Below are 24,194 nucleotides of genomic sequence, written 5' to 3' on the forward strand. Positions count from 1 at the left end.
CCGTGCCGAACCCCATCTGGAAAGAGCACCCGCGCGTCGATACGGTTTTGCCGAACCACCCGGTCCGGGTTCCGCGAGGAAGGAACGAGAGCGCAGATGAGCGCAGGCGGTTACGCGGCCGTACCCGAGGAGCTGAGAGCGCACGGCAGCCACCTCGAGGGCTTGGTGGACCGGCTGGCCGCCGTCGCGGCCAAGGCCGGTGACACGGCCATGCCCGGCGATGCTTACGGTTCGCTGTGCTCGTTCCTCCCGAAGGCTGTCACCCCACTGGGTGACCAGGTGGGCGAGGTGCTGACCGCGGCGACTGAGGGCGTGTCCGCGTCGGCGGCGGGCGTGCGCGGCACTGCGGCGGACTACGAGGACAACGAGACGATCGATCCGTTCACCCGGCTCGTCAACGGCTCCCTGGACGGTGGCCGATGACCAGCTTCGGCTCCGGTTACGGCTCGTCCACCGGCGGTTCCGGCGCGCCCGGCGGCAACCAGCCGGACGGCGGCGGCGCGTTCGCCAGCCCGACCACGTCGAACTCCGGCGCGGCCGACGTCGACATGTTCGCGGGCGACCACTACGCCGACTCGTTCGGCGACGCCGACAACTTCAGCGCAGCCGCCGCGGCCATGGGCGGCGGGGGCCTGGCGGGCGCGGGCATGGCGCACACGGCGTTCAACGGCGACGCGGACGGCGCCGAGGACCGCATGGCCGAGTGGTCGCGCGCCCTGTCCGACAAGGCCGACCGCTACCGCGAGGCGGGTCAGCGCACGGAGGAGTTGCGCCTGAGCGCGGTCAGCCCGGACGGCGCCGTGCAGGTCGTGGTGAAGGCCGACGGCAGCCTCGTGGACCTCCAGTTCGGCGACCGCGCCCGCACCATCCCCCTGGAGCACCTGGCCGTGGTCGTCATGGAGACGGTCAGGCAGGCCCAGGCCACCATCGCCGACGAGGTCTCCGACGTCATGTCGCGCACCCTCGGCGACGAGGACCAGCAGACCAGGGACATGGTGCTGGGCAACCTGCGCTCCCGCTTCGCCGCGACGGACGACCTCAACGACTTCCACGACGCACGCGCCACCAACACCACGGCCCAAGCCGATGACGACGACAGGAACGACCCGTGGTGACCCCCTACCCCTGGCCACCAGACCGGTCAGGCCACCCCGGTCCCGACCACGACACCCCCACCTCCGCCCAAACCGGCTACGACCGCACCGCACTGAGCCACGGCGGAGTCCTGCAAGCCGGGGGAGACCAGGACGACTACGACCAGCCCGACCTGGGCCAGTTCGGCTCCGGCCGCGGCGGCTACGCACAGGCGAACTACGGTCAGCCTGATTACGGCCAGCCCGACTACAGCCAGCCCGGCCATGGTCAGTCCGACCACGGTCAGGCGGCTTACGGTCAGGCCAGGTTCGATCAAACCGACTTCAGCCAAAGCGGCCTGTCCCAAAGCGGCCTGTCCCAGGGCGGCTTGGCCCAAGGAGGCTGGGCCCAGGGAGGGTTGTCCCAGGGCGGCCTATCGCAGGGCGGCTCGGCGCAAGGCAGCTTGGCACAGGGCGGCTTCTCCCAGGGCGGTCTGTCACAGGGAGGCACGGCGCAAGGCGGTTACGCGCAGGCAGGCCTAGCCCAAGGAGCCCCAGACCGAGGCGGCTTGAGCCAGGTGCTCGGCCAGAACACCCCGAACCACGGCGGCCTCGCCACGAACAGCCTTCCCCAGGGCTCGACGCCCCAGGGCCCGACGACCCAGGGCCCGACGACCCAGGGCCCGACGACCCAGGGTCCGACGACCCAAGGCACTTTCACCCAGGGCACCCCTTCCGCACCCGACCGCACCCCAGGCGGCCTGGACCAGGGTGGCTCGGATCAGGGTGGCTCGGATCAGGGCGGCCTCAGCGGCGCCCTGTCTCAGGGCGGCTTGTTCCAGAGCCGTCCGACGCAGAACGGCTTCACCCAAGCCGACCTGGCTCCGGGCACGTTCACCCAGAACACCCAGCCACAAGCCAACCCGTCCCAAGGCACGTTCTCCCAGAACGGCTCAGCCCAAGCCGGCCCGCCCCAGAGTCAAGGCGGTTCACCCCAGAGCCAAGACGCCCTGCCCCAAGGCCCTTTCGGGCAAGGTGGCCTGCCCCAAGGCTCTTTCGGGCAAGGTGGCCAGCCGCAAGGCTCTTTCGGGCAGGGTGGCCAGCCGCAAGGCGCATTCGACCAGACCGGTCTCCCCGAAGCAGTCCCCTCTCAAGGCGGCTTCTCCCAGACCGGCTTCTCCCAGACCGGCCTCTTCCAAGGCGCTCCGAGCCAAAGCGCCTTCGTCCCGACCTACCCCCAGGCCAAGGGCGCCCCCACCAGCACCGACCAGGCTGATTTCAACCAGGCCGACACACTGCCGGGCGCTCCCAACCCCTTCACCACCGCTGCCACGGGCGTCAACACCTTCGGCGCGACCCCGTTCTCCGCAGACAGCGCCAATGCGGCGGCGTTCGGCACGGGCACGTTCGACGCGGGCACGATGACCGCAGGCCGAGGTGCCCCCGCCGCACCCCCCACCGCCCCAGGCGCGTTTGCCACTCCGCAGACCGCCGCCACCGAACCTGCTGACCAATCAGGCGCAGGCACGTTCGCCGAATCGGCGATGGGCACCAACTCATTCGGCGCCACCCCGACCGCTTCGGGTACGCGCAATTTCGACCAGGCCGACGGAGCCAACTTCGGCACGGCCACCGGCGCGTTCGGCGCGGGCGGCCTGGGTTCCGGCACGACCGGAACCAGTTCATTCAATGCGAGCGAATTCCATTCTGGCACGACCAGCGCCAGTTCGTTCGGAATTGGCCGCTCCAGCGCCGACACGATCGGGGCGACTTCCTCCAACGCAGGCGTTCCCAGCGTCACCACGCCTGCCCCAGGTTCTTCCGGACCAGCTAACGCGCCTTCCGACACGGCCAGCGCCGGTTCGTTCACCTCAGGTGCGCCTGCGTCGGGAACGACGAGCGCCACTTCTTTCGACGCGAACCCGACCCCCGCTGACCTCGCAGCCCCGATCGTCACGGCCCCGATCGTCACGGCCCCGACCGTCGCGGGCTCGGTCAGCGCAGCCGCGTTCGACGGTGGCGTGATCGGCTCCAACGCGTTCGCCGACGAACCAGAGCCGGACAGCTACACCACCACCCCGCCGGACGCGGCGACGTTCAGCCCAGCCTCGTCCGCACCAGTCCAGCCCGCGCCAGGACCGTCCGCACCTCCCGCAGGTCAGGACCCGTCCACCACCGCCCCGGCAAGTGCTGATTCCTCCGAATCCGGCACCGCTGCCCCCAGCGCCTTTGACGCTGACCAGCACTTCCCGCCCCAGGCAGCCTCCACCGCGGCAAGCTTCGCACCGGCCACCCCCTCCCCGACCGGTTCGAACTCCGCAGGGTTCCCCGCAGCCGGTCACGTCCCGCCAGCGCCAAGCCAGGCGACTCCCGGCACGGACTCGTTTGGCTCGGCTGCGCCTGACGCACCCCAAACCGGTGCAGCCTCCTTCGACACCGGTGTCACCGCTGCGTCCCAGACTCCCGGCACAGGCTCGTCCGGTATGAGCGCTGCGGATGCGTTCCCGAACAGCGCTGGTTCGCTTACGTCCCAGAGCAGCGCTGGTTCGTTCGGTCCGGGCACTGCTGGTGCGCCCCAAGACCAGTCCGGCACCGGGTCGTTCGGCGCAGGCGCTGCCAGCGGCCCGCAGACCAGCGCAAGCTCGTTCGGCGCAGGTGCGGCTGGTGGGCCGCAGTCCGGCACGGTGACGCCGGGGCCGGGTGCGGGTGTGGTGGACACGGGGCTGACCGAGTCGGCGACCGAGCTGAGGGCCTCCCTCACGAACGGCTCCTGGCTCGGTGACGCCCCCAGCGCGGGCCAGGACGACCTGCCTTCGCTGGGTGAGGTCTCGGACCCGTTCAAGCCCCTCTCGCAAGCGGGCGTGGAGTGGTTGGTCGAGCACGTCGCCCCGCTCCAGCGCGCGCTCGACGAACTGCGCGGCGACCCCGCCACCGTGACCGCGCAGGCCGAGACGTGGAGCGCCGTCGCGACGGAGCTGGCCACCATCGCGAGCGACCTGGTCGCCGCCGTCGCCGCCGACACCACCGCGTGGACCGGTGAAGCGGCCGACAACTACCGCGTCCGCGCCGAGCAGACCGCGGCACTGCTCACCGCCGCCAGCCAGGGTGCCCACGGCGCGTCAGGTGGTCTGCGCAAGGCAGGTGAACTGGTCGGCGCGGTCCGCGGCCTGGTCCGCGACGTCATCGCCGACGCGGTGGACAACCTGGTCAAGGTCGCCCTCCAGATCGTGGGCACCGGGGGAGTGGCGGCCCCGTGGACGATCCCGCAGATCTCCCAGACCGTGGCCGCCACGGCCGCCCGCATCACCGCGCTGACCTCGAAGCTGCTCGACGCCCTCCGCAGGCTCACCCCGCTGCTCACGCAGACCGGCGACCTGTTCGGCGAGGCGACGACCGCCCTGCGCACCCTGCAGACCGCCACAGCCCCCATCCCGTCCACCACCCTGGCCGCTGCGGCGCCACTGCCCCCGCAGTCACCCGAGCCCAGCCAGGCAGCCGGGCCCAGCCAGTCGTCCGGTGCACCTCAGACGGCCGTGACCGCAGACCAGCAGTCCGGCATGTCCCAGCCCGGAACGCCCGGCACCAACAGCGACACCCACGGTGGCAGCAACACCGACAATCCCGGCGCAGCCCTCCAGCCAGGCGCCGCCGACCTGGACACGCCCAGGACTGGCACCGCCTCACTCGGCACAGCCGAACCCGACGCGTTCCGGTCGGGCGCGCCCTCCCCGAGCACCGCCGACACGACCAACCCCAGCGGGGCCTCCACCGTTCCGCAAGCTGCCGCAGCGCAGACGGCACCCGTGCAGGCCAGTGGCGCGATGCAGTCCAGCGTGGCCCAGCCCTGGCTCCAGTCCGCTGACCAGTCCCTTGAGCAGCCCGTTCCGCAGCAGGCGGTCCAGGCTGAAGCGACCCCGGACCTGACGCAGTCGACCGGTGCGACGAGCGCTTGGCCGCCTTCGCCTGCGGAGTCCGTGTGGACCCTGCCGCCGAGCGACCCGCCCGTCACCCAGGTGTATGCCGAGGCCTTCGCCTGGCCCACGCCCTCTGCTGACGCGCCGACCGCCACCTCGGCAGCCGAGACGCAGTGGCCACCGATGAGCACCCAGCCGCCGAGCCCGACGTCCACGGGCGCGGACGCGTTCGCTTGGCCTCCGGGGCAGGCAGACGGCATGACCAGTGCAGTTGGCACCCCGGTTGCCGAGGCGGGCTGGCCCCGTGCCGAGGGCACCACGACCACCTCCAGCGCCGACCTCGCGACGGCTCCCCGCGCGGACCTCCCGATCACCACGCGACCGGAAGTTCCTGCTGGCGTGCCCGCCAGTTCGGCCTCCGACCCCGTTGGCCAGCAGGCGGCACCCCAGGCGGCCGGCAGCCGTCAGGGGACCACGCACCCCGACGCTGCCAAGCAGGCCCAGGTGAAGCGGGAGGAAAAGCGGGGCGAACTGCCCGCGTTCGACGCTCCCACGTTGTTGAGCGGCTCGTCCGCGCACAGCGGTATCCAGCCGCCTGCGCCTCCGGTGACCACGACCGGTTCAGCTGCGAGCTTTGAACCAGCCGCGTCCCAGCATCCGCCGGTTGAACCGCCGACCCTGCGCATCGCGGTTTCCTCGCGCGCTACGACCAAGAACGAGACTACTGACCTTGGCGCCTCTGGTGGGAGTCCCTCGGTAGCGCCCCTTTCGGGGGAATCTGTCCCGGATGTGCCGGGGACCGATTCTGTTGCTGCCAGCGCGGAGAATTCGGCATCGCCGCTTGGCGGGACGTCCACTGCAGGAGTTTCCGAAGGGGCCGAGCCCACGGCTCGGGTGTCGCGCACGTCTCTGCCGTTGGTGGAGCCCGCTGGTGAGTCGCCGGCTGCCGCGCTTACCGCCCGTGTGTCGCGCTCTGAGCTGCAGTTGGCTGCGGAACCCGACTCTGGCCCAGCCGCCGTCCCGGAGAACCCCGCCCCGGCGCCGTCCGCCCCTGCCGGTCGCACGATCGCCGGCGAGGCCGCCTCGCCCAAGGGCGCCCACGACAACCCGTTCGCCAACCGCCCCACCCACGGCGACCCGATCGACGTCACCACCGGCTGGGTCGTCCTCCCGCAGACCGACGTCGACCTGGCCTCCACCCTCCCGCTGCTGCTCACCCGCACCCACGTGTCGCACTACCGCCTCGGCCGCTCCTTCGGTCCCACCTGGGCCTGCAGCGCCGACCAGCGCCTGGAGGTCGACCCCGAGGGCGTCGCGCTCGCGGTCGAGGACGGCACGCTGCTGCTCTACCCCCACCCGGCCGACAACGCCGAGGCGCTCCCCGAGTCGGGGCCCCGCTGGCCGCTGGTGCGCACCGCCACCGGCGGGTACGCCGTGCACCGCGCGGACCGGGACCAGATCCTCCACTTCGCGCCCGGTCCGGATCGGGAGCGGCTCCTCGCCGCCATCACGGACGCGGACGGGCGTTGCGTGCAGTTCCGTCGCGACGAGCGGGGCGCGCTCGTCGAGGTCGCGCACTCCGGCGGGTACCGGGTGCTCGTGGACACCGAGGACGGGCTGATCACCGCGTACCGGCTCGCGGGCGCGGGCACCGAGGTGCTGCTCGGCGAGTTCCGCTACGACGAGCGGCGCAACCTCGTCGCCGCGGTCAACTCCAGCGGGCTGCCGCTGCGGTTCGAGTACGACGACCTCGGCCGCGTCGCGCGGTACGAGGACCGCAACGGCATGTGGTACCGGTACGCCTACGACGACGAGGACCGGTGCACGGCGGCCGAGGGCGCGGGCGGGTACCTGTCGTGCAGGCTCGACCACGCGCCCGGACTGACCACGGTCACCGACTCGCTCGGCAACACCACGACCTACCAGGTCAACGAGCGGTACCAGGTGGTGTGCGAGACCGACCCGACCGGCGCGCGCACGGTCAGCGAGTGGGACGCGCACCACCGGCTGCTCTCGCGCACCCGACCGCTCGGGCTCAGGACGGCGTACCGCTACGACGACCGCGGCGACCTCGTCGAGGCTGTTCTGCCCGACGGCTCCCGTCTGCGCACCGAGCACGACGGCACGGGCAGGCCCGTGGTCATCACCGACCCGGACGGGGCGGTGTGGCGGCGCGAGTACGGGCCCAATGGCGCGCTCATCGCCGTTGTCGACCCTATGGGCGCGCGCACCACGTGCACCTATGACGAGGGCGGTGACCTGGTCGAGGTCACCGACGCGAGCGGTGCCACGACGCACTACGAGGTGAACTCACTCGGCCTGGTCGAATCGGTCACCGATCCCATGGGCGGCACGACCCGCTACGAGTACGATGAGCTCGGCCGCCGCGCTGTCGTCATCGACCCCGCGGGTGGGCGCACCCGGTTCACCTGGACCCCTGAGGGCGGGCTCGCGGGACGCGTCGACCCCGACGGGGCGCGCTCCGTCCTGCGCCGCGACGGCGAGGGCAACCTGCGGGAGCACACCGACGCCACGGGCGCGGTGACCACGATCGAGGTGGGCCCCTTCGACCTGCCCGTCGCCGAGGTCCGCCCGGACGGCTCGCGGCTGGAGTTCCGCTACGACACCGAGCTGCGCCCGGTCGCCGTCGTCAACGAGCACGGCCAGGAGTGGCGGTACACCTACGACTCCAGGGGCCACCTGGTGTCCGAGGTGGACTTCGACCAGCGCATCACCACCTACGTGTGGGACCAGGCCGGCCGGTTGCACGGGCACGCCAACGAGCGGGGCGAGAGCGTCATGCTCGACCTCGACCCGCGCGACCGCGTCGTCGCCGTGCACACCGCGCAGGGCCGCACCGACCTGGCCTACGACCCGGTCGGCAGGCTGCTGCGCGCGAAGGGACCCGACGCCGACCTGGTCTTCACCTACGACCCGTGCGGGCGGGTGCTCAGCGAGTCGGTCGACGGCCGGGTGCTGGAGTCCCGGTACGACGTGCTGGGGCGCAGGGTCACGCGGCGCACCCCGTCCGGGGCGTTGAGCGTGTGGGCCTACGACCTGCTGGGCCGTCCCACCGCGTTGCGCGCGGCGGGGCGCACCACGCGGTTCAGCTTCGACGCGGCGGGGCGCGAGGTCGAGCGCAGGGTGGACGACGGCGTGCTGGTGGCCCAGGTGTGGGACGAGGTGGACCGGCTGCGCTCGCAGACCGTGGTCACCGGCCTGCGCTCCACCACGCCCGCCCTGGCCCAGCGCCGCACCTACGGCTACCGGCCGGACGGCAAGCTCGTGTCGGTGTACGACCAGGTCACCGGCGGTCAGGTGCTGGACCTGGACGAGGTCGGCCGAGTGCTGGCCGTGCGCGGCCCCTCGGGCACCGAGGTCTACCAGTACGACCGCACCGGGAACGTCGTCCACGCCCACTGGTCCGGCTCCGAACCGGGCGCGGGTCCGCGCGAGCACGACCTCATGCGGGTGACGCGAGCGGGCGACCTGGCCTTCACGTACGACGAGGCGGGCCGCACCTCCAGCCGTTCGGTGCAGCGCCCGGACGGCGGCGTGGACACCTGGGAGTTCGAGTGGTCCGCCCAGGACCGCCTGCTGTCGGCCCGCACCCCGAACGGCTCCCTGTGGCGCTACGGCTACGACGCCCTCGGCCGCCGGGTGTGGAAGAAGCGCATGGCGGACGACGGCGTGACCCCGGTGGAACGCGTCGACCTGATGTGGGACGGCGCGGCTCCGGCGGAGCAGTTCACGGGCGCCGAGTCCCTGGTGTGGGACCACGCCCCGAGCACCGGGCACGTGGTGACCCAGACCGAGCGTTCACGGGTGTTGGCCGGGACGCGGTCCCTGCCTCCGCAGGGTGCTGCGGCGCAGCAGGCGACGACCGGGCCCGCTGGGGCTGTGGGGTCCGCAGGTTCTGCGCAGGGACAGCCCAACTACGCCGCCCGTCTCGGCCAAGGCAGCCGGAGCGGGGAGGGCGATCAGGTCGAGCGCCTCGAGTTGCGAGGCGAGGGCGATCACTTCGGCCAGGGGAACCACCCCCACCCCGACCAGGGGAACCACCCCCACCCCGACCAGGGGGACGACCCTGGCCAGGGCAGCCACGTCAACCGGACTGGACACGCCGATCAGGCTGGACACGCCGATCAGGCTGGACACGCCGATCAGGCTGGGCATGTCGATCAGGTTGGACATGCCGACCAGGGTGGATACGCCGACCAGGGTGGGCGCGTCGACCAGAGCGGACACGGTGGCCAGGCGGGGCGAGTTGATCATGGTGGGCGTACCGAGCAGGTCAGTCGTGCTGAGCTGATCGGTGGTGTCGAGCGTTCGAGGCACGGTGAGCCCGGCGGTCGTGTTGAGCAGCAGGGGGTTCGGGCCGAGCAGGGCGTGGCCCGTGGGGAACTGGGGGAAGCGGGCGGTCAGTGGGTTGACCGTCGGTTCCTAGCCGTGGTCACCGATCTGGTTGGTGCGCCTGCGGACCTCGTTGACCCGGACATCGGGTCGATCCTGCCGAAGCGGCCCGCGACCTTGTGGGGGGTGTCCTCCGGGCACTCGTGGACGCCGTTGCGCTTTCCCGGTCAGCACCACGACGCGGAGACCGGTCTGCACTACAACGTGCACCGCTACTACGACCCGGCCACCGGGCGCTACCTGACCAGGGACCCATTGGGGCTGGCTCCTGCGGCCAACCCGTGGACCTACGCGGACAACCCCACGGCTGCGGTCGACCCGGTGGGGCTGGTTCCGTGCTCGCCCCTGTCCGGTCGTGCGGTGAGCGGCTACCTGAGCGGGTGGGCGCCGCCGGTGGGGCGGTTCGGGGCTGCGTCTCCCGAGCGTCTGCTGCCGTCTGCGAGCACGCCGTTTCCGCAGCGCGGGTACGGCGTGGGTGAGGTTGGGCGTACGCATCCGGCGCACGCTGAGCTTGGACCCTGGCATTCAAGGGCCGGTAATTCAAGGGCCGGTAATTCAAGGGCTGGGAATTCACGGGTTGGGAATTCGCGGGTTGGGCAGTCAGTGACCGGGCGGTCGTGGGCGGGCATCCCCGGTGCGAGTACCCCAGATATGGGGGAGCCGTCTGTGGTGGCGGCGCCTATGGCGGGGACCTGCGGGTCGCGTTTGCAGGAACTGGCTGACCGGCACCAGCGTGATCTGTACGGGGACACCACGTCCTCCGGGAACCATCGGAGTGGAGACGAGCGGTAGGCTTTCGAATACCGGATTTGACGCCGGTGTTCGAGCCTGCTCGTCCGGGGGCGTGAGAGGACCGCCGGGGCGCGCTCCCGGAGGTCGTCACGTCGTGGTCGGACGTGGTGCTCGCAGTTGCCAGTCCGACCACCCCGGCCCGTGGCCTTCGCGGTCGTCTTGCGCATTCAGTTGTGGGTTCAGCGTTCAGCAACTCCTCCTTTCCCAGTGCGCCCAGGCGAGGACGCGCCTAAGAAGCACTGTCTGGTGTCGAGTGCGCATGTGCACGCGAAGCCAAAAACCAGACTCGCGGAACGGGCGCGGAAACCGGGGTGCACCTGACCGGTCCGGACCGTTCGCGTTATGCCCGACCGAAGGCCTCGCGTCGTCCTGCTGATAATTGTTCCACGGTGAAACCGGCGGTGCTAAGACCCTGGGAACGACGTATTTCAGGATCACTCTTCCGGGTAACGGGGCAGCGTGAGAACCGCCCCAGGCAACCCCCGCGCCTAAGCGCGAACCTGCCGCTCCAGAGCCGCCACCAGCCGGTCCAGCAGCGCCGAGACGTCCCCATCCGCCGAGGCCACCGGGTCCTCGTCGGCGAAGTTCGGCCAGTCCACCTCACCCTCCAAGGACCGCAGGTCGCCAGCCGTGAACACCAACCCCTGCTCACCCAGCTCCGGCTCCAGCAGCCCCCGCACCACCTCCAGCGGCAGCGTGGTCCGCTCGGCCAGCAGGACCGCGTCGTGCAGGTCCCGCCCCTGCGGGTAGATGTCCGTCATCAACCACTGCACCTTCCACGCCAGCACCAGCTCCGGAGGGGCGACCAGCAGCGTGGTCCCCAACGGCGTCACCACCTCCCGGCCAGGCGGCAGCGGCAGCTCCTCCGCGAACGAGAAGTCCAGCTGCACCGACCCGCCGGGCAGCCCTGGCACGTCGAACGGGAACACCAGCCGCCGCCCGGACGACCGCTCGCACGTCCAGATGTCCACCGAGGTCACCCCCTCGCCGCGCACCCCCGGCCCCGGCTCGGTCAGCAGCGCCACCACCAGCCCGGCCAGCATCTCCTCGGCCAGCTGGTCCCGGACCCCGACCGTCCCCGGCACCACCACGAAGTCCAGGTCACCGGCCTCGCGCGCCGCGTCCCCGAACCACGCCCGCAGCAGCGCGCTCCCGCGCAGCACCAGGTTCCCCGCCCACGGCGACCGCTCCACCACCCCCAGCACGTGCGCCACCGCCTCCCGCCGGGCCGCGAACCACCGCGCCCCCTGCTCCGGGTCGTCGAACACCGGCTCACCGGCCCGGAACGAGTGCCCGTACTGCTTGACCGCCGGGTCGAACACCGCCCGCTGCTGGAACCCGACCCCAGGGTGGACCCGCATCGGCTGGTAGGTGACGGGGAACTCGGGCGCCCCGGCGGGCGCGGTCCGCAGCCGCTCCTCGTGCCACGCGTGCCGGTCCGCCGAGCCCTCCAGCCACCCCCGGTCCAGGTCGAGCGCGTCGTCGTGCACGACGTACTCCTCCTCGACCTCCAGCACCCGCTCGCCCGCCCCAAGCACCCCGCGCACCGCCGCCAGCAGCGCCTCCAGCCGGACCCGCGCGGTCTCCCGCCCGACCCCGTGGCAGCGCTGCGTCACGAACCGCTCCTCGTGGTCACCGCCGGGCCCGCGCAGCGCGTTGGCCGACAGGTGCGCGTTGTGCGGCTGGACGGCGTGCCCCAGCTCGTGCAGCACCGCCGCGTCTGAGCGGGTGAGCAGCAGCTTGACGTGGTGCTCGAAGTACAGGTCGGGCCTGGCCTGCTCGTCGCTGGTGGGCACGCCCGAGGCCGACGGCGCCGCCTCGACCTTGGTCCGCAGCACCCGCAGCCCCTCGGTGGCCAGGTCCTCGCGCCACCGCCGCGCCAGCGCGCGCACCTCGTCGAGCGTGCCGTGCGCGCCGAAGGACAGCATGGGCTGCGACGGGCTGGTGCCCCGCGCGAGCACGATGTGGGCGAACTTCACCCCGTGCTCGCGCGCGAACGAGGCAAACCCGTCGGCCTCCCACTCGGAGCCGGTCACGCGCACTTCGAAGTCACCGCTGAACACCGGGGGATCCTCGCATTCCAGCTCGCGCGGCGAGGGCGACTTGACGAAAGGCGGTGCGGGTGGCAGCGGGCGGGCGGCGGCCATCCGGGGTGCCACCCCCCTCACTTCCTTGACAGAGGTCCAGACCAATCCGGAAGGCTTGGAAGCGCTCTCACAAGTCCACCGAGCACGAGGGAGTCCCCATGCGAGCGACCCGCTGGAGCGCCGCCGTGGCCGCGGCGCTGGCGCTGGTCCTGCCCGGCACAGCCGAGGCCGCCATCCCCATCGGCCAGCCCGTCAGCGGCAACACCACCTACTACACGGACTCCGGCTACGGGGCCTGCGGCACCTGGCTCAACGCCTCGACCGAGCTGCTGGTCGCGGTCTCGGCGAGCTACTGGACCACCGCGAACCCGAACAACGACCCGCTGTGCAAGGGGATCTCGGTGGAGGTGACCCGCAACGGCAAGACGGTCAAGGCGCCGGTGCGCGACAAGTGCCCGAGCTGCGCGCCGGGTCACATCGACTTGAGCCTGCCCGCGTTCCGCCAGCTCGCCGACCCGAACCTGGGCAACGTCGGGGTCACCTGGAAGTTCGTCCGCTCCTGATCCGCCACGGCGGGCGCGACGGACGGTCGCGCCCGCGCCGCCGCCTGTGATCGACAGCGCCTTTCGCCGAGGATCGACCATCCGCTAGGTTAGCCTTACCTAACCTAAGGATGAGCTGTGATGCGCGGACGTCTCCGAGCTGCCCTGCTGACCTGCGTGGCGGGACTGCTCGCCGGGTGCGTCGCCGTCCCACCGCCCGGCGCCGCCGAGGAACCCGCGCGACCGGGCGCGCCCCGCACCCCGCTGGCCCAGCTCACCGGCCTCGCCGACCCCAGGAGCCACACCGGTCCCACGACCGCCGTCGTCGAGCAGGCCGACATCACCCCCGTCGCCACCGACCCGAGGCCCGCGCTCCCGGCCACCGTCACCGACGACCAGGGCGCCAGCGTCACGGTCACCGACGCCTCCCGCATCCTCGCCCTCGACGTCTCCGGAACCCTCGCCGCCACCGTCTTCGGGCTCGGCCTCGGCCCGAACGTCGTCGGCCGCGACGTCTCCACCGGCTTCCCCGCCGCCCAGGACCTCCCGCTGGTCACCGTCAACGGCCACCAGCTCAACGCCGAGGCCATCGTCAACCTCCGCCCCACCGTGATCCTGACCGACACCACCCTCGGCCCGTGGGACGCGATGCTCCAGCTGCGCGACATGGGCGTCCCGGTCGTCGTCGTGACCCACAAGCGCGGCATGGACACCAACGCCGCCATCGTCCACGACGTCGCCGCCGCGCTCGGCGTCCCCGAGCAGGGCCGGGCGCTCGCCGACCGCATGGCCCGCGAGATCGCCGCGACCACCGAGGCCGTCTCCCGCCTCGCGCCCGCCGAACCGGACCGCAAGCTCCGCGTCGTCTTCCTGTACCTGCGCGGGCAGGCCGGGGTGTACTACCTGTTCGGCAAGGGGTCCGGCGCGGACTCGCTGATCACCGCGCTCGGCGCGGTCGACGTGGCCACCGAGGTCGGCATCGACGGGATGCGCCCGGTCAACCCCGAGGCGCTCACCAGGGCCAAGCCCGACGTGATCCTGATGATGACCAAGGGCCTGGAGTCGGTCGGCGGCGCGGAGGGCGCGCTGGAGGTGCCCGGCATCGCGCAGACCCCGGCGGGGGAGCGCCGCAGGTTCGTGGACATGAGCGACCACCAGGTGCTCGGCTTCGGCCCGCTCACCGCCTCGGTCCTGGACGGCCTCGCCCGCGCCCTGTACGCGCCGGAGGGCTCGTGACCACCACCGAGACCCGTTCCGCCGCAACGGAAACGCTCCCCGAACGGCCCGGCGGGCTCCGCGTCGTGGCCCTGTTCACCGGCCTCGCCGCGACCTTCGCCGTCGTCACGCTCGTCTCCACCGGCACCGGGCAGCTCGGCGTCCCCGTCTCCGACGTGCTCGCCTCCCTCGCCCACCGCGTCGGCCTCGCGCCCGCCCCGCTGGACCGCTTCACCGACAGCGCCCTGTGGGCCATCCGCTTCCCGCGCGTGGTGATGACCGCGCTCGTCGGCGGTGTCCTGGGCGTCTGCGGCGCGCTCATGCAGGGCACGTTCGGCAACCCGCTCGCGGAACCGGGCGTCGTCGGCGTCTCCTCGGGCGCGGCGGTCGGCGCGTGCCTGTCCATCGTCTTTAACTGGACGTTCCTCGGCGCCTTCACCACCCCCGGCGTCGCGTTCGTCGCCGGTCTGGCGACAACTTTCGCCGTCTACGCCCTCGCGCGCTCCGACGGCCGCACCGGTGTGGTGTCGATGATCCTCACCGGGGTCGCGGTCAACGCCGTCGCGGGCGCGGCCATCGCGCTGCTGGTGTTCCTCGGCGACCAGGCCGCGCGCGAGCAGATCGTGTTCTGGCAGCTGGGTTCGCTCGCCGGGAGCCGCTGGCCGTACGTCGCGCTGGTCGCCCCGCTCGTCGTCGTCACCGCGATCGGCGCGCTCGCCGTGGCCCGCAAGCTCGACCTGCTCGCGCTCGGCGACCGGCAGGCCCGGCACGTCGGCGTCGACGTGGAACGCCTGCGGCTGCTGGTGATCTGCCTCGTCGCGGTCGGCGTGTCCGCCGCCGTGTCCTACACCGGGGTGATCGGCTTCGTCGGACTGGTCGTGCCGCACCTGGTGCGCATGGCGGTCGGGCCGGGCCACCGCGTGCTGGTGCCCGCGAGCCTGCTCGGCGGCGCGGTCCTGCTGTCCGCCGCCGACCTGCTCGCCCGCACCCTCGTCGCCCACGCCGACCTGCCCATCGGCATGGTCACCGCGCTGGTCGGCGGGCCGTTCTTCTTCTGGCTGCTGCACCGGACCCGTTCCGCGGAAGGGGGGTGGCTGTGAAGCAGCTGCACGCCTTCGCCGCGCGACCCGGCGAGGTCGCCGCCCGCGCCCGCGAGGTCGTCGTGCTGGCGCGCGGGAACCGGCTCGTGGACGGCGTCAGCGTCGACCTGGTCGCCGGTGAGGTGCTCGTGCTGGTCGGGCCCAACGGCGCGGGCAAGTCCACCCTGCTCGCCGCGCTCGCCGGTGACCGCGCGGCCGACGGCGGGGTCGTGGAGATCGCCGGGCGCCCGGTCGCAGACTGGTCCCCGGCCGCGCTCGCCAGGACCCGCGCCGTGCTGCCGCAGCACAACCCCGTGGCGTTCCCGTTCCCGGTCCGCGCGGTCGTGGAGATGGGGCGCGCGCCCTGGCGCGGCACCGAGGACGAGGACCACGACGAGGCCGAGGTCGCCGCAGCGCTGGCCGACACCGGGCTCGTGGAGCTCGCGAACCGCCCGCACACCAGGCTCTCCGGCGGCGAGCAGGCCCGTGCCGCGCTGGCCCGCGTGCTCGCCCAGGGAACCGGGATCCTGCTGCTGGACGAGCCCACCGCCGCGCTGGACGTGCGCCACCAGGAGCAGGTGATGGCGCTGGCACGCGGGCGCGCCGACGCGGGCGCCGCCGTCCTGGTCGTGCTGCACGACCTCGGGCTGGCCGCGGCGCACGCCGACCGGGTCGCGGTGCTCGCGGACGGTCGGCTGATCGAGGCCGGGCCGCCGGAACAGGTGTGCACGGCCGAATTGCTCACGCAGGTCTACCGGCACCCGGTCGAGGTGTTCCCGCACCCCCGCACCGGCAAGCCGGTCGTCCTGCCGGTACGCGGGGATGGTGGGGTGTGATGTCCACAGAGGACTTCGGCAGACGGGTGGCGGGGATCGCCGCCGTGGTGGGCGCGATCGCCTGCGCGGTGGCGGTGGGCGCGCCGGTCGCGCACGCGGCGGGCCGGGTCGAGCTGTCGACCTCCACCGCCGATCCGGACTACGCCACCACGATCGACCTGCGCGGCAGCGGGTTCCAGTCGGTGCCCAACGCGCACGGCGGCATCTACGTGCTGTTCGGCTGGGTGTCCGACGCGGGCGGGAGCTGGCGGCCCAGCGCGGGCGGCCAGGCCGGGTCGACCTACCGGTACGTGCAGGACAGCGAGGCCAAGGACAACAACGGGTTCCAGCGCTTCGTGTCCTTCCCCGGAAGCGACACGGCCAGCAGCGCCAACGGCGGCACGGTGTCCGCCGACGGCTCGTGGAGCACCCGGCTCGTCGTGCCGGGCGCCCGGTTCCCGGCCGTGGACCGCGCGGGCAACACCACGCAGGTCGACTGCACCCAGGTGCGGTGCGGGATCATCACGATCGGCGCGCACGGCGTGGTGAACCCGAACAACGAGACGTTCACGCCGATCACCTTCGCCGTGCCCGCCCAGCAGCAGCAACCGGCCCCGGTCGCCCCGCGGCCGACCGCTCCGCCGACCGGGCAAGCCCCTGCGCCGCAGGAGGACCGGGCGCAGCAACCCGCGGCGGTGCTCTCGGCGACGAGCGGCGACGCGGTGGTCGGGCAGCCGGTCGCGGTGACCGGGTCCGGGTTCGCCGCCGACGAGCAGGTGCAGGTGCTGCTCCAGCCCGGCGCGCTGTTCCTGCCCGTCGCCACGGCCGACGCGGCGGGGTCGCTGAGCTACTCGGCGGTCGTCCCCGAGGGCACGCAGGCCGGGCAGTACCGGCTTGAGTTCACCGGGACCAGGTCCCGCGCGCTGGGCGGCGTCGACCTCGCCGTCGCCGCGGCGGCCCAGCAGGCCGCGACCGACACCGCCGCGCGGCAGGCGCCAGGGCAGCGCGACAACACCTGGTTGCTCGTGGGCGCGGGTGGTGCCGCGCTGGTCGTCGTCGTCGTCGTGGCCGGGGTCGTGGTGCTGCGCAAGCGGCGCAGGGCGGAGGTCGGGCAGTGAGGGTCACCAGCGCGGTCCTCGCGGCCGGGGTGCTGCTCGTCGTGGCTCCCGGACCGGCGTCGGCGCAGGAGGAGAGCGCGGAGCCCCCGGTGACGACGACCACGGCTCCCCCCTCGGTCGTGCCGTCCACTTCGGACTCCGCGCCGAGCTCCGCGGCGAACCCGACGTCCGAGGTGCGCAAGGCCCAGGAGAGCAGCGCCACCACCACGACGACGACCACCACCGCGCCCCAGACCTGCGAGCTGACCCCGACCACGGTCGGCAAGGGCGATCTGCTGTGGGGCTTCAAGAAGAGCTTCCGGCAGTACGTGGGCGTCGGCATCGGCGGCGCGGCGGGCAACTCCATCACGGCCACCGACGGCGCGACCATCACCGCCGTCGACGAGGTGGTCCGCGACGGCAAGCCCAACCCGACCGGCGTGCCCACCGGCGCCTACCGGTTCTCCTTCCAGGGCGCGGAGTTCCGCACCAGGAGCGACTTCACCGCGCACTACCGGGGCAAGGTCGAGTTCTCCTACCCGACGCACTTCTTCACCCTGGTGCTCAAGGACCCGTCGATCAAGGTCAGCGGGGCCACCGCGACGATGCAGGCCGACATCGCCCTGCGCGCCGATCCGGGAGCGCCCGCGCAGCCGGTCGACCTGCCGGACGTGGCGCTGGCGAACCTGGACCTCGGCGGGGGGAACCACACCGGGGCGGCCGGATCGCTGTCCTGGACCGGGGTTCCGTCGACGCTGACCAGCGCCGAGGCGTTCGCGAGCTTCTACCAGGCCGGGACGGCGCTGGACCCGGTCGACCTCGCGGTCGCCGCCGACTGCGCCAAGCTCCCCGAAGGACCGCCCGCCGCGCCCCCCGGCGCCACGCCGCCCGCGCAGGCCGCGGGTGGTGGCGGCGACCTCGTGCCCGAGGTCCGCCACCGGCCGGCCCAGCAGCTGGCCAACACCGGCAGCGACGTGGAGGACGTGCTGTGGCTGGGGGTCTCGCTGCTGCTGGCCGGGACCGCCGTGCTGCTGGCCGCCTACCGCCCCGCGCGCCGCTGACCCCGCCCGGCCCCGGCGCCCACCGCGCCGGGGCCGGTCAGGCGCTCACCGGCGCGTTCCCGCCCAGCAGCGCGATCAGCCCGAACGGCGCGTCCTCGCCCAGGCACAGCTCCACGGTCGCGTGCGCCTCCACGGCCTCCGCCGCGCTGCGCGCGAACATCGCCTCCTCGTGCAGCGCGAACGCCCGCTCCACGTCACCGGGGTGCGCGGCGATCATCTTCCCCAGCTCGGACCCGTCGAACATCGCCAGGTTCGCGCCCTCGCCGGACGGCGGCATCAGGTGGGCGGCGTCGCCGATCAGCGTCACGCCCGGAACGCGCTCCCAGCGGTGCTCGTCCGGCAGCGCGTGGATCATGCGCGCGACCGGCGCGGTGTCGCCGTCGGTGATCAGCGCGGTCAGCTCGGGCGCCCAGTCCGCGAACTCGGCCGCGATCCGCGCGGTCGCGGCGGCCCGGTCGCCGAAGTCCACCGCCGCGAACCACTCGGCGTCGCGCAGCAGCTCGACGTAGGTGTGCAGGACCCCGCCCGCCTCGCGGTGCGCGATGACGCCCTTGCCCGGCGTGAGCGCGTACATCGCGCCGCTGCCAACGGCTTCCGCCGCCTCGGGGTGCCGCCGGTCGGCGTCGAGCAGGTAGGTCTCGACGGCGGTCATGCCGGTGTGCTGCGGGATCGCGTCCGACAGCAGCGGGCGGACCTTCGACCACGCGCCGTCCGCGCCGACCAGGACGTCGGTGCGGGTGGTGGTCCCGTCCGCGAAGGCCAGCTCGTGCCTGCCCGCGCCGCGCGCGGTGGCGCGGACGAGTTTCTTGCCCCACCGCACCGTTCCGGCGGGCAGGGAGTCGAGCAGGACGCGGCGCAGGTCGCCGCGCAGCACCTCGGGGCGCACCCCGGCGCCGTCGTCCGGCTCGTCGAGCAGCACCGCGCCGTCCGGGGCGAGGACCCGCGTGGCCTGGGCGCCCTCGTGGACGATCGCGCGGAACTCGGCGGTGAGCCCGGCCTCGGCCAGCGCTGCCTGCCCGTTGTGCTCGTGGATGTCGAGCTGGCCGCCCTGGGGCCTGGACCAGGGTGACGGGTCGGCGTCGTAGACCGCCGCGGTGATGCCGTGGACGTGGAGGACTCGGGCGAGGGTGAGTCCGCCCAGGCCCGCGCCGACGATCGTGACCTGTGGTGACATCCGGGGCTCCCTGGGGTGCGGAATGGAATGGCGTTCCAATCGCCAGTTTGGAACGACGTTCCACTCGTGTCAAGATGGTGCCCATGACGAGCGGGGCACAGCGGGGGAGGCGGCGCGCCGACGCGCTCTCGAAAGAGCGGATCGTCGAGGCCGCGATCGGGATCCTCGACGCGGAGGGCGAGAAGGCGCTGACGTTCCGCGCGCTCACCACCCGGCTCGCGACCGGCGCGGGGGCCGTCTACTGGCACGTCGCGAACAAGGACGAGCTGCTCGCCGTGGCCACGGGCGACGTCGTCGGCCGCGTCCTGGCCGGGGTGCGGGGCGGTGCGGACCCCGAGGAGGACGTCCGGGTCCTCGCGCTCGGGCTGTTCGACGCGATCGACGCGCACCCCTGGGTCGGGGCCCAGTTCGCCCGCGAACCGTGGCAGCCCGCCCTGCTGGACGTCTTCGAGGCCATCGGCGGGCTGGTCGCCGCGCTGGGCGTGCCCGAGCGGGCGCAGTTCGACTGCGCGTCCGCGCTCGGCAACTACGTCCTCGGCGTCGCCGGGCAGAACGCCGCCAACGCCCGCCTCGCCCCGAAGGGGGTGGAGCGGGCGGAGTTCCTGGAGACCATCGCCGAGCGGTGGCGGCGGCACGACCCCGAGCTGCGCCCGCACGCGCACCGGATGGCGGCGCACCTGGTCGAGCACGACGACCGGGCGCAGTTCCTCGCCGGGATCAACCTGATCCTGGCGGGCATCGCGACCATCCGGTAGCGGCGCCGCGCCGTTCGGATCACGCCCCGGGTCAGGGCTTCACCGCCTCGTCGCTCTCGGTCGCGGGTCCCGCCTCCGCCTCGGTCCCGGCCTCCGCCTCGGTGTTCCTCCCGATCTGCGACGTCCCGCTCACGGCCCGGTCCCGGTTCAGCGCAGCGTCGACGGCCGCCGCGATCCGGCGCTCCTCGCCCGCCCGACGTGCCCGAGCCCGCGCCCGCAGCCCCAGCGCCGCGCACAGCAGCAGGAGCAGCGAGATCACCGCCGCCCACGGGATCGCGAGCACATCACCGGTCCCGACGACGGGCTCCAACGCCGTCCCACCGGGTACCATGGAGACCAGCGTCACCGCCGCCGTGATCCGACCGGACGGCAGGACGCTCGCCACGGCCTCGCGGGTCGCGCTCTCACCGGGCAGCAGCTCGGGGAGCGCGGCTGCCTCGGCGTCTGCGCTCAGCCACCCGAACGGCCCTTCGACGCGCACCGACTGGGTCGCGGTCAGCCGCGTGTTGCCGGTGTTGACGACGGTGTAGCTGACCTTCGCCGAGCCGGGGCCGACCGGGTTCGCCGAGCCCGCGTAGTCGACGGTCAGGTCGCGGACCTCCAGCGACGGCGCGAGCGCGCCGCCGACGCGGACGTGCATCCGTGAGCCGAGCCTGCGGTCCACGGTGATGCCGGAGGAGGCGTCGGCCACGCCCAGCGAGGTCACCACGCCACCGCTGTGGTCGCCGGGGGTCGCGGACGCCGGGACGCTCACCGTGAAGGGGACCGGGACGGTCTGCCCGGCCTGCACGGTCACCTCGCCCTGCCCGAAGGCCACCCACGTGCCCACGTGCTCGGACGGGGTGCCCGCGGGCAGCAGGTCGAGCTGCCCGGACGAGGTGGTGAAGGCGTCGGCGGCGTACACGCGGAACGTCAGCGCCCGCCGCTCGTGGTTGGTGACGAGCAGCTCGTCGGCGATCACCGCGCCGGGCGCGGCGGTGTAGCCGAAGTTCGGTCGTGCCTTGCCCAGGGCGTTGTCGGCGGGGCGCACGCCCCAGGTCACGCTCGGGCTCTCCTGCGCGGCGGCGAGCGGGGCCGGGCCGAGCAGCAGCAGTGGTGGGATCAGGAGCGCGGCGAGCGTCCGGGCGGTCATGGCGTCCTCAGCGGTGGGGGAGGGGATGCGGGGCGGGCGCGTGGCCCGCCCCGGTGCGGTCAGCTCAGCGCGGTCAGCGTGAGCGTCGCGGAGTAGGAGCCCGCGCCGACGCTCAGCGGCGTCTTCAGCGCGAGTTCCGCCCCCAGCCGGGCGGACCCGGAGGCGTGGCCGAGCGGGGCGCTGCCCAGCGTGGCCGGGGAGGACAGGCCGGTCCCGGAGTCGAGCCCCGACGCCACCGCCGCGCCGGGGACCGCGCCACCGCTGTTGTCGGTCACGGCCGGGGTCCAGCCGAGGTACTTGCCGTCGAACGAGGTCGTGCCCGCCGTGAAGTCGCTGACCTGCGCGGACACCGACCAGGCCGGGGCGTTCTCACGGGTGTCGGTCACCCGGACGGGGTTGATCGACCCGGTCGCGAGGTAGTGGTCGCCGCGCTGCGTGGCGGTGCCCAGGTCGACCAGGCCGTTGCTGCCGTCGACGGTCCACACGAACTCGCCCGGCTCGGTCGGGGCCTGGGGCACGACGACCTTCAGGTCCTGGTCCTTGTCGGAGCCCGCGGGCGGGGTGACCGCGGTGGTGTAGGCGACGTCGAAGGGCAGCGGCGCCTTGTAGTCCTGGTTGCCGCCGCACCCGGTGGAGTAGAAGTGCGAGCGCACCGCCGAGGGCGCCTTGGTGACGAACTCGGTGGGCCAGGAGCCCCACCAGCCGGTCGCGCCGCCCGCGTCCGAGCAGGTGCGGACCTGCGGCGTGCCCTCGGCCAGGTCGACGGTCACGCCCCGGTAGTCGGGGGTGACCCGGTAGCCGGTGCTGGTCAGGCCGGACAGGGAGCCCGCGTCGAAGGTGATGACGGTGAGCCTGCCGAGCTCCTCCGGCGGGATCGGGTTGCCGTTCATGTCGTTGCCGCCGCCGACGCCGAACTCGGCGGTGACGCTGCCCGACCCGTCGGCGGCCACGGTCAGCACCGGGTCGCGGTAGACCTCGTTGGGGGCGTTGAACTGCGCCGGGTAGGCGTTGACGGTGTAGCTGCCGGTCCAGGACAGGGTGCCCGCGCCGGTGACCGGGTCGACGGCGCCCTTGCCGCCGGTGAACTTCACCGCGTTCGGGGTCTTCTGCGGGGAGGAGACGGGCATCGAGGTCGCGGGCAGCGGGTCGACCGCGTACTCGGTCTGCGAGCCGCCGGACACCGAGCCGGTGAGCTGGGTGGCGTTGCCGGTGAAGTCCTTGAGCGTCCACGGGCCGAAGATGCCCGCCTGGGCGTACCCGTTGAGGCCCCACACGAACGACGCGTCCTGGACGTTCTCGGCGGACTGCGCCTGCGCCGGTGCGGCTGCGAGCACGGACGCCGCGCAGAGCGCGCCGCACAGCCCGAGGACGCGCCACTGGCGACTGGGTCTGGTCATGGTTGAGCCTCTCCACCAAAATGTTAGGTAAGGCTTACCTTGTGGTGGAGGGGTTGATGAGGACAAGATCGCTGCCCCCGGACATGGCGAAGCCCACGGCGGAAGATCCACCGCGGGCTCCGGTTCGAGGGGGTTAGCCTGGTCGGGGTCAGCCCAGACGCGCGGCTGCCGTGAACGCGCGCATGAGCCCGTGGTCCTTGACCCCGCGCTCGGACTCGATGCCGCTGGAGACGTCGACCCCCCACGGCCGCGCCTCGGCGACGGCGGACGCCACGTTGTCGACCCCGAGCCCGCCCGCCAGCAGCCACCGCCCGTCGACCCGGTCGCGCAGAGCCGCCGCGTCCCACCGCTCGCCGGACCCGGCGACGGGGGAGTCGAGCAGCAGCAACTCCTCGCCGAACGCGCCCACCCGCAGGTCGCTGTCCGGGGTCGGGGCGAACGCGCGGATCAGCGGCACCCCGAGGTGCCGGAGCGCCTCGAACGCCGCTTTCGGGTAGTCCCCGTGCAGCTGCACCGCCCCGACCCCGCTCGCCCCGGCGAGCCGCGCGACCTCGTCCACGGGCGTCTTGCGGAACACCCCGACGGACAGCGTCCCGCCGGGCACCTCCGCGACCAACCGGGTGGCGGTGGCGAGATCGACCCGCCGGGGGCTCTCGCTGAACACGAACCCGACCGCGTCGGCCCCCACCTCCACCGCGACGGCGACATCGGCCTCGGTGCGCAACCCGCAGAGCTTCACGAACATCGGGCCACGCTATCCCGGGCGAGCGGACCGTTCGCCCGAACGGCCGTGCCATGCTTCGCGCCATGATCCCCGAGCTGTGCCTGGCGCAAGACCCCGACTCCGACCACCTGCTCTCCACCAACCCCCTGGCCCTGCTGCTCGGGATGCTGCTCGACCAGCAGATCCCGATGGAGAAGGCCTTCAAGGGCCCGAAGCTGATCTCCGACCGCATGGGCGGGCTCAGCGTGCACCGGATCGCCGAGGCCGACCCCGAGGAGTTCGCCGGGATCGTCGCCGAGAAGCCCGCCGTCCACCGCTTCCCCGGTTCCATGGCCAAGCGGCTCCAGGTGCTCGCCCAGCACCTGGTCGAGCACTACGACGGCCAGCCCACCCTGATCTGGACCAGGGGCGAGCCGACCGGCGCGGAGGTGCGGAAGAGGTTGGAGGCGTTGCCGGGATTCGGGGCGCAGAAGGCCGCGATCTTCCTCGCGCTGCTCGGCAAGCAGTTCGGGCTGGAAGCGGAGGGGTGGCGCGAGGCCGCAGGCGCTTATGGCGAAGAGGGATCGCGTCGCAGCGTCGCCGACGTGACCGACTCGGCCTCGTTGCTGGAGGTCCGCGAGTTCAAGAAGGCCGCCAAAGCCGCTGCCAAGTGAGGAGATCACCCCCTGGTTCTCGGGGGAGTGGTCGCTGGTGAGGGGTGGGTTCGGGGGAAACGTCGTTACGTGCGGGGCGGTTCGGCTGAGTTTTGGGAACCTGGCGGTCCGCAGGCGCGTCACAGTGGGTGTCGTGAAGGGCGCTAGCTTCGGGAAGGGGAGCATTCCGGGGTGATGACCCCGGCTTGTTCGGCGTGCCCGAAATTTCTGGAAAACCCTTCAGGTGGCTCGACCGCAGCGTGAAAAGCATTTCACCGAACGTTTTCGGCGC

Annotated in this window: 17 protein-coding genes; 11 read left to right on the top strand and 6 right to left on the bottom strand. The window is 73.0% G+C overall.

The genetic code is table 11. From position 1 onward, the window contains the following. Window positions 1-96 precede the first annotated feature (96 nt). Both AMIR_RS14335 and AMIR_RS14340 read left to right on the top strand, forming a co-directional pair. Window positions 97-423 (top strand): type VII secretion target, encoded by a 327-nt coding sequence (locus AMIR_RS14335; RefSeq protein ID WP_015801683.1) that lies wholly within the window; start codon window positions 97-99, stop codon window positions 421-423. After that, entirely contained in the window at window positions 420-1,115 is a 696-nt protein-coding gene (locus tag AMIR_RS14340; RefSeq protein ID WP_015801684.1) for a YbaB/EbfC family nucleoid-associated protein, read from the top strand. The genes AMIR_RS14335 and AMIR_RS14340 overlap by 4 nt, the downstream gene beginning before the upstream one ends. A 1,189-nt stretch (window positions 1,116-2,304) precedes the next feature. Here AMIR_RS14340 and AMIR_RS39135 read toward each other — a convergent pair. After that, window positions 2,305-3,045 (bottom strand): hypothetical protein, encoded by a 741-nt coding sequence (locus tag AMIR_RS39135; RefSeq protein WP_143760729.1) that lies wholly within the window; start codon window positions 3,043-3,045, stop codon window positions 2,305-2,307. A 736-nt stretch (window positions 3,046-3,781) separates the two neighbouring features. Between AMIR_RS39135 and AMIR_RS35675 the strand changes: the two genes are divergently transcribed. Beyond that, complete coding sequence (locus AMIR_RS35675; RefSeq protein ID WP_049796833.1) at window positions 3,782-10,192, top strand: RHS repeat-associated core domain-containing protein; 6,411 nt, start codon at window positions 3,782-3,784, stop codon at window positions 10,190-10,192. Between the two features lie 488 nt (window positions 10,193-10,680). Here AMIR_RS35675 and AMIR_RS14360 read toward each other — a convergent pair whose 3' ends face one another. Next, entirely contained in the window at window positions 10,681-12,255 is a 1,575-nt protein-coding gene (locus AMIR_RS14360) for a nucleotidyl transferase AbiEii/AbiGii toxin family protein (RefSeq protein ID WP_015801688.1), read from the bottom strand. A 182-nt stretch (window positions 12,256-12,437) separates the two neighbouring features. Here AMIR_RS14360 and AMIR_RS14365 point away from each other — a divergent pair, with 182 nt between their 5' ends. The 6 genes from AMIR_RS14365 to AMIR_RS14390 all read left to right on the top strand — a co-directional run bounded on the left by AMIR_RS14365 (window position 12,438) and on the right by AMIR_RS14390 (window position 18,088). Further along, on the top strand, window positions 12,438-12,842 hold the full coding sequence (locus tag AMIR_RS14365) for a cysteine/serine endopeptidase inhibitor (RefSeq protein ID WP_015801689.1): 405 nt from the start codon (window positions 12,438-12,440) through the stop codon (window positions 12,840-12,842). Window positions 12,843-12,962: 120 nt separating this feature from the next. Beyond that, window positions 12,963-14,057, top strand: coding sequence for a heme/hemin ABC transporter substrate-binding protein (locus tag AMIR_RS14370; RefSeq protein WP_015801690.1), 1,095 nt, complete (start codon window positions 12,963-12,965; stop codon window positions 14,055-14,057). Continuing rightward, window positions 14,054-15,136 carry a FecCD family ABC transporter permease gene (locus AMIR_RS14375; protein WP_015801691.1) on the top strand — a complete coding sequence of 361 codons (1,083 nt, stop codon included), beginning with the start codon at window positions 14,054-14,056 and terminating at the stop codon, window positions 15,134-15,136. Before AMIR_RS14370 ends, AMIR_RS14375 begins: the two co-directional genes overlap by 4 nt. Further along, entirely contained in the window at window positions 15,127-15,951 is an 825-nt protein-coding gene (locus AMIR_RS14380) for a heme ABC transporter ATP-binding protein (RefSeq protein WP_041836758.1), read from the top strand. The genes AMIR_RS14375 and AMIR_RS14380 overlap by 10 nt, the downstream gene beginning before the upstream one ends. Next, window positions 15,951-17,048 carry a hypothetical protein gene (locus tag AMIR_RS14385; RefSeq protein WP_015801693.1) on the top strand — a complete coding sequence of 366 codons (1,098 nt, stop codon included), beginning with the start codon at window positions 15,951-15,953 and terminating at the stop codon, window positions 17,046-17,048. The genes AMIR_RS14380 and AMIR_RS14385 overlap by 1 nt, the downstream gene beginning before the upstream one ends. Then, entirely contained in the window at window positions 17,045-18,088 is a 1,044-nt protein-coding gene (locus AMIR_RS14390) for an HtaA domain-containing protein (RefSeq protein WP_015801694.1), read from the top strand. The genes AMIR_RS14385 and AMIR_RS14390 overlap by 4 nt, the downstream gene beginning before the upstream one ends. 37 nt (window positions 18,089-18,125) lie before the next feature. Here the strand turns inward: AMIR_RS14390 and AMIR_RS14395 are convergent, their stop codons facing one another. Further along, window positions 18,126-19,262, bottom strand: coding sequence for an FAD-dependent oxidoreductase (locus tag AMIR_RS14395; protein ID WP_015801695.1), 1,137 nt, complete (start codon window positions 19,260-19,262; stop codon window positions 18,126-18,128). A gap of 74 nt (window positions 19,263-19,336) precedes the next feature. On the opposite strand from AMIR_RS14395, the gene AMIR_RS14400 reads away from it, so the two are divergent. Next, window positions 19,337-20,017 carry a TetR/AcrR family transcriptional regulator gene (locus AMIR_RS14400; protein ID WP_015801696.1) on the top strand — a complete coding sequence of 227 codons (681 nt, stop codon included), beginning with the start codon at window positions 19,337-19,339 and terminating at the stop codon, window positions 20,015-20,017. 31 nt (window positions 20,018-20,048) lie between these two features. Here the strand turns inward: AMIR_RS14400 and AMIR_RS14405 are convergent, their stop codons facing one another. From AMIR_RS14405 to AMIR_RS14415, 3 genes are all read right to left on the bottom strand, one after another. Then, a complete protein-coding gene (locus tag AMIR_RS14405) occupies window positions 20,049-21,149 on the bottom strand; it encodes a WxL protein peptidoglycan domain-containing protein (RefSeq protein ID WP_015801697.1) in 1,101 nt (366 codons plus the stop codon). A 59-nt stretch (window positions 21,150-21,208) separates the two neighbouring features. Then, window positions 21,209-22,546 carry a hypothetical protein gene (locus AMIR_RS14410; protein ID WP_015801698.1) on the bottom strand — a complete coding sequence of 446 codons (1,338 nt, stop codon included), beginning with the start codon at window positions 22,544-22,546 and terminating at the stop codon, window positions 21,209-21,211. A 148-nt stretch (window positions 22,547-22,694) separates the two neighbouring features. Next, window positions 22,695-23,291 carry a phosphoribosylanthranilate isomerase gene (locus AMIR_RS14415; protein ID WP_015801699.1) on the bottom strand — a complete coding sequence of 199 codons (597 nt, stop codon included), beginning with the start codon at window positions 23,289-23,291 and terminating at the stop codon, window positions 22,695-22,697. Window positions 23,292-23,353: 62 nt separating this feature from the next. Between AMIR_RS14415 and AMIR_RS14420 the strand changes: the two genes are divergently transcribed. Continuing rightward, window positions 23,354-23,923, top strand: coding sequence for an HhH-GPD-type base excision DNA repair protein (locus tag AMIR_RS14420; protein WP_205590456.1), 570 nt, complete (start codon window positions 23,354-23,356; stop codon window positions 23,921-23,923). Window positions 23,924-24,194: the final 271 nt, after the last annotated feature.

The sequence above is a fragment of the Actinosynnema mirum DSM 43827 genome (genome assembly GCF_000023245.1).
GTDB lineage: Bacteria > Actinomycetota > Actinomycetes > Mycobacteriales > Pseudonocardiaceae > Actinosynnema > Actinosynnema mirum.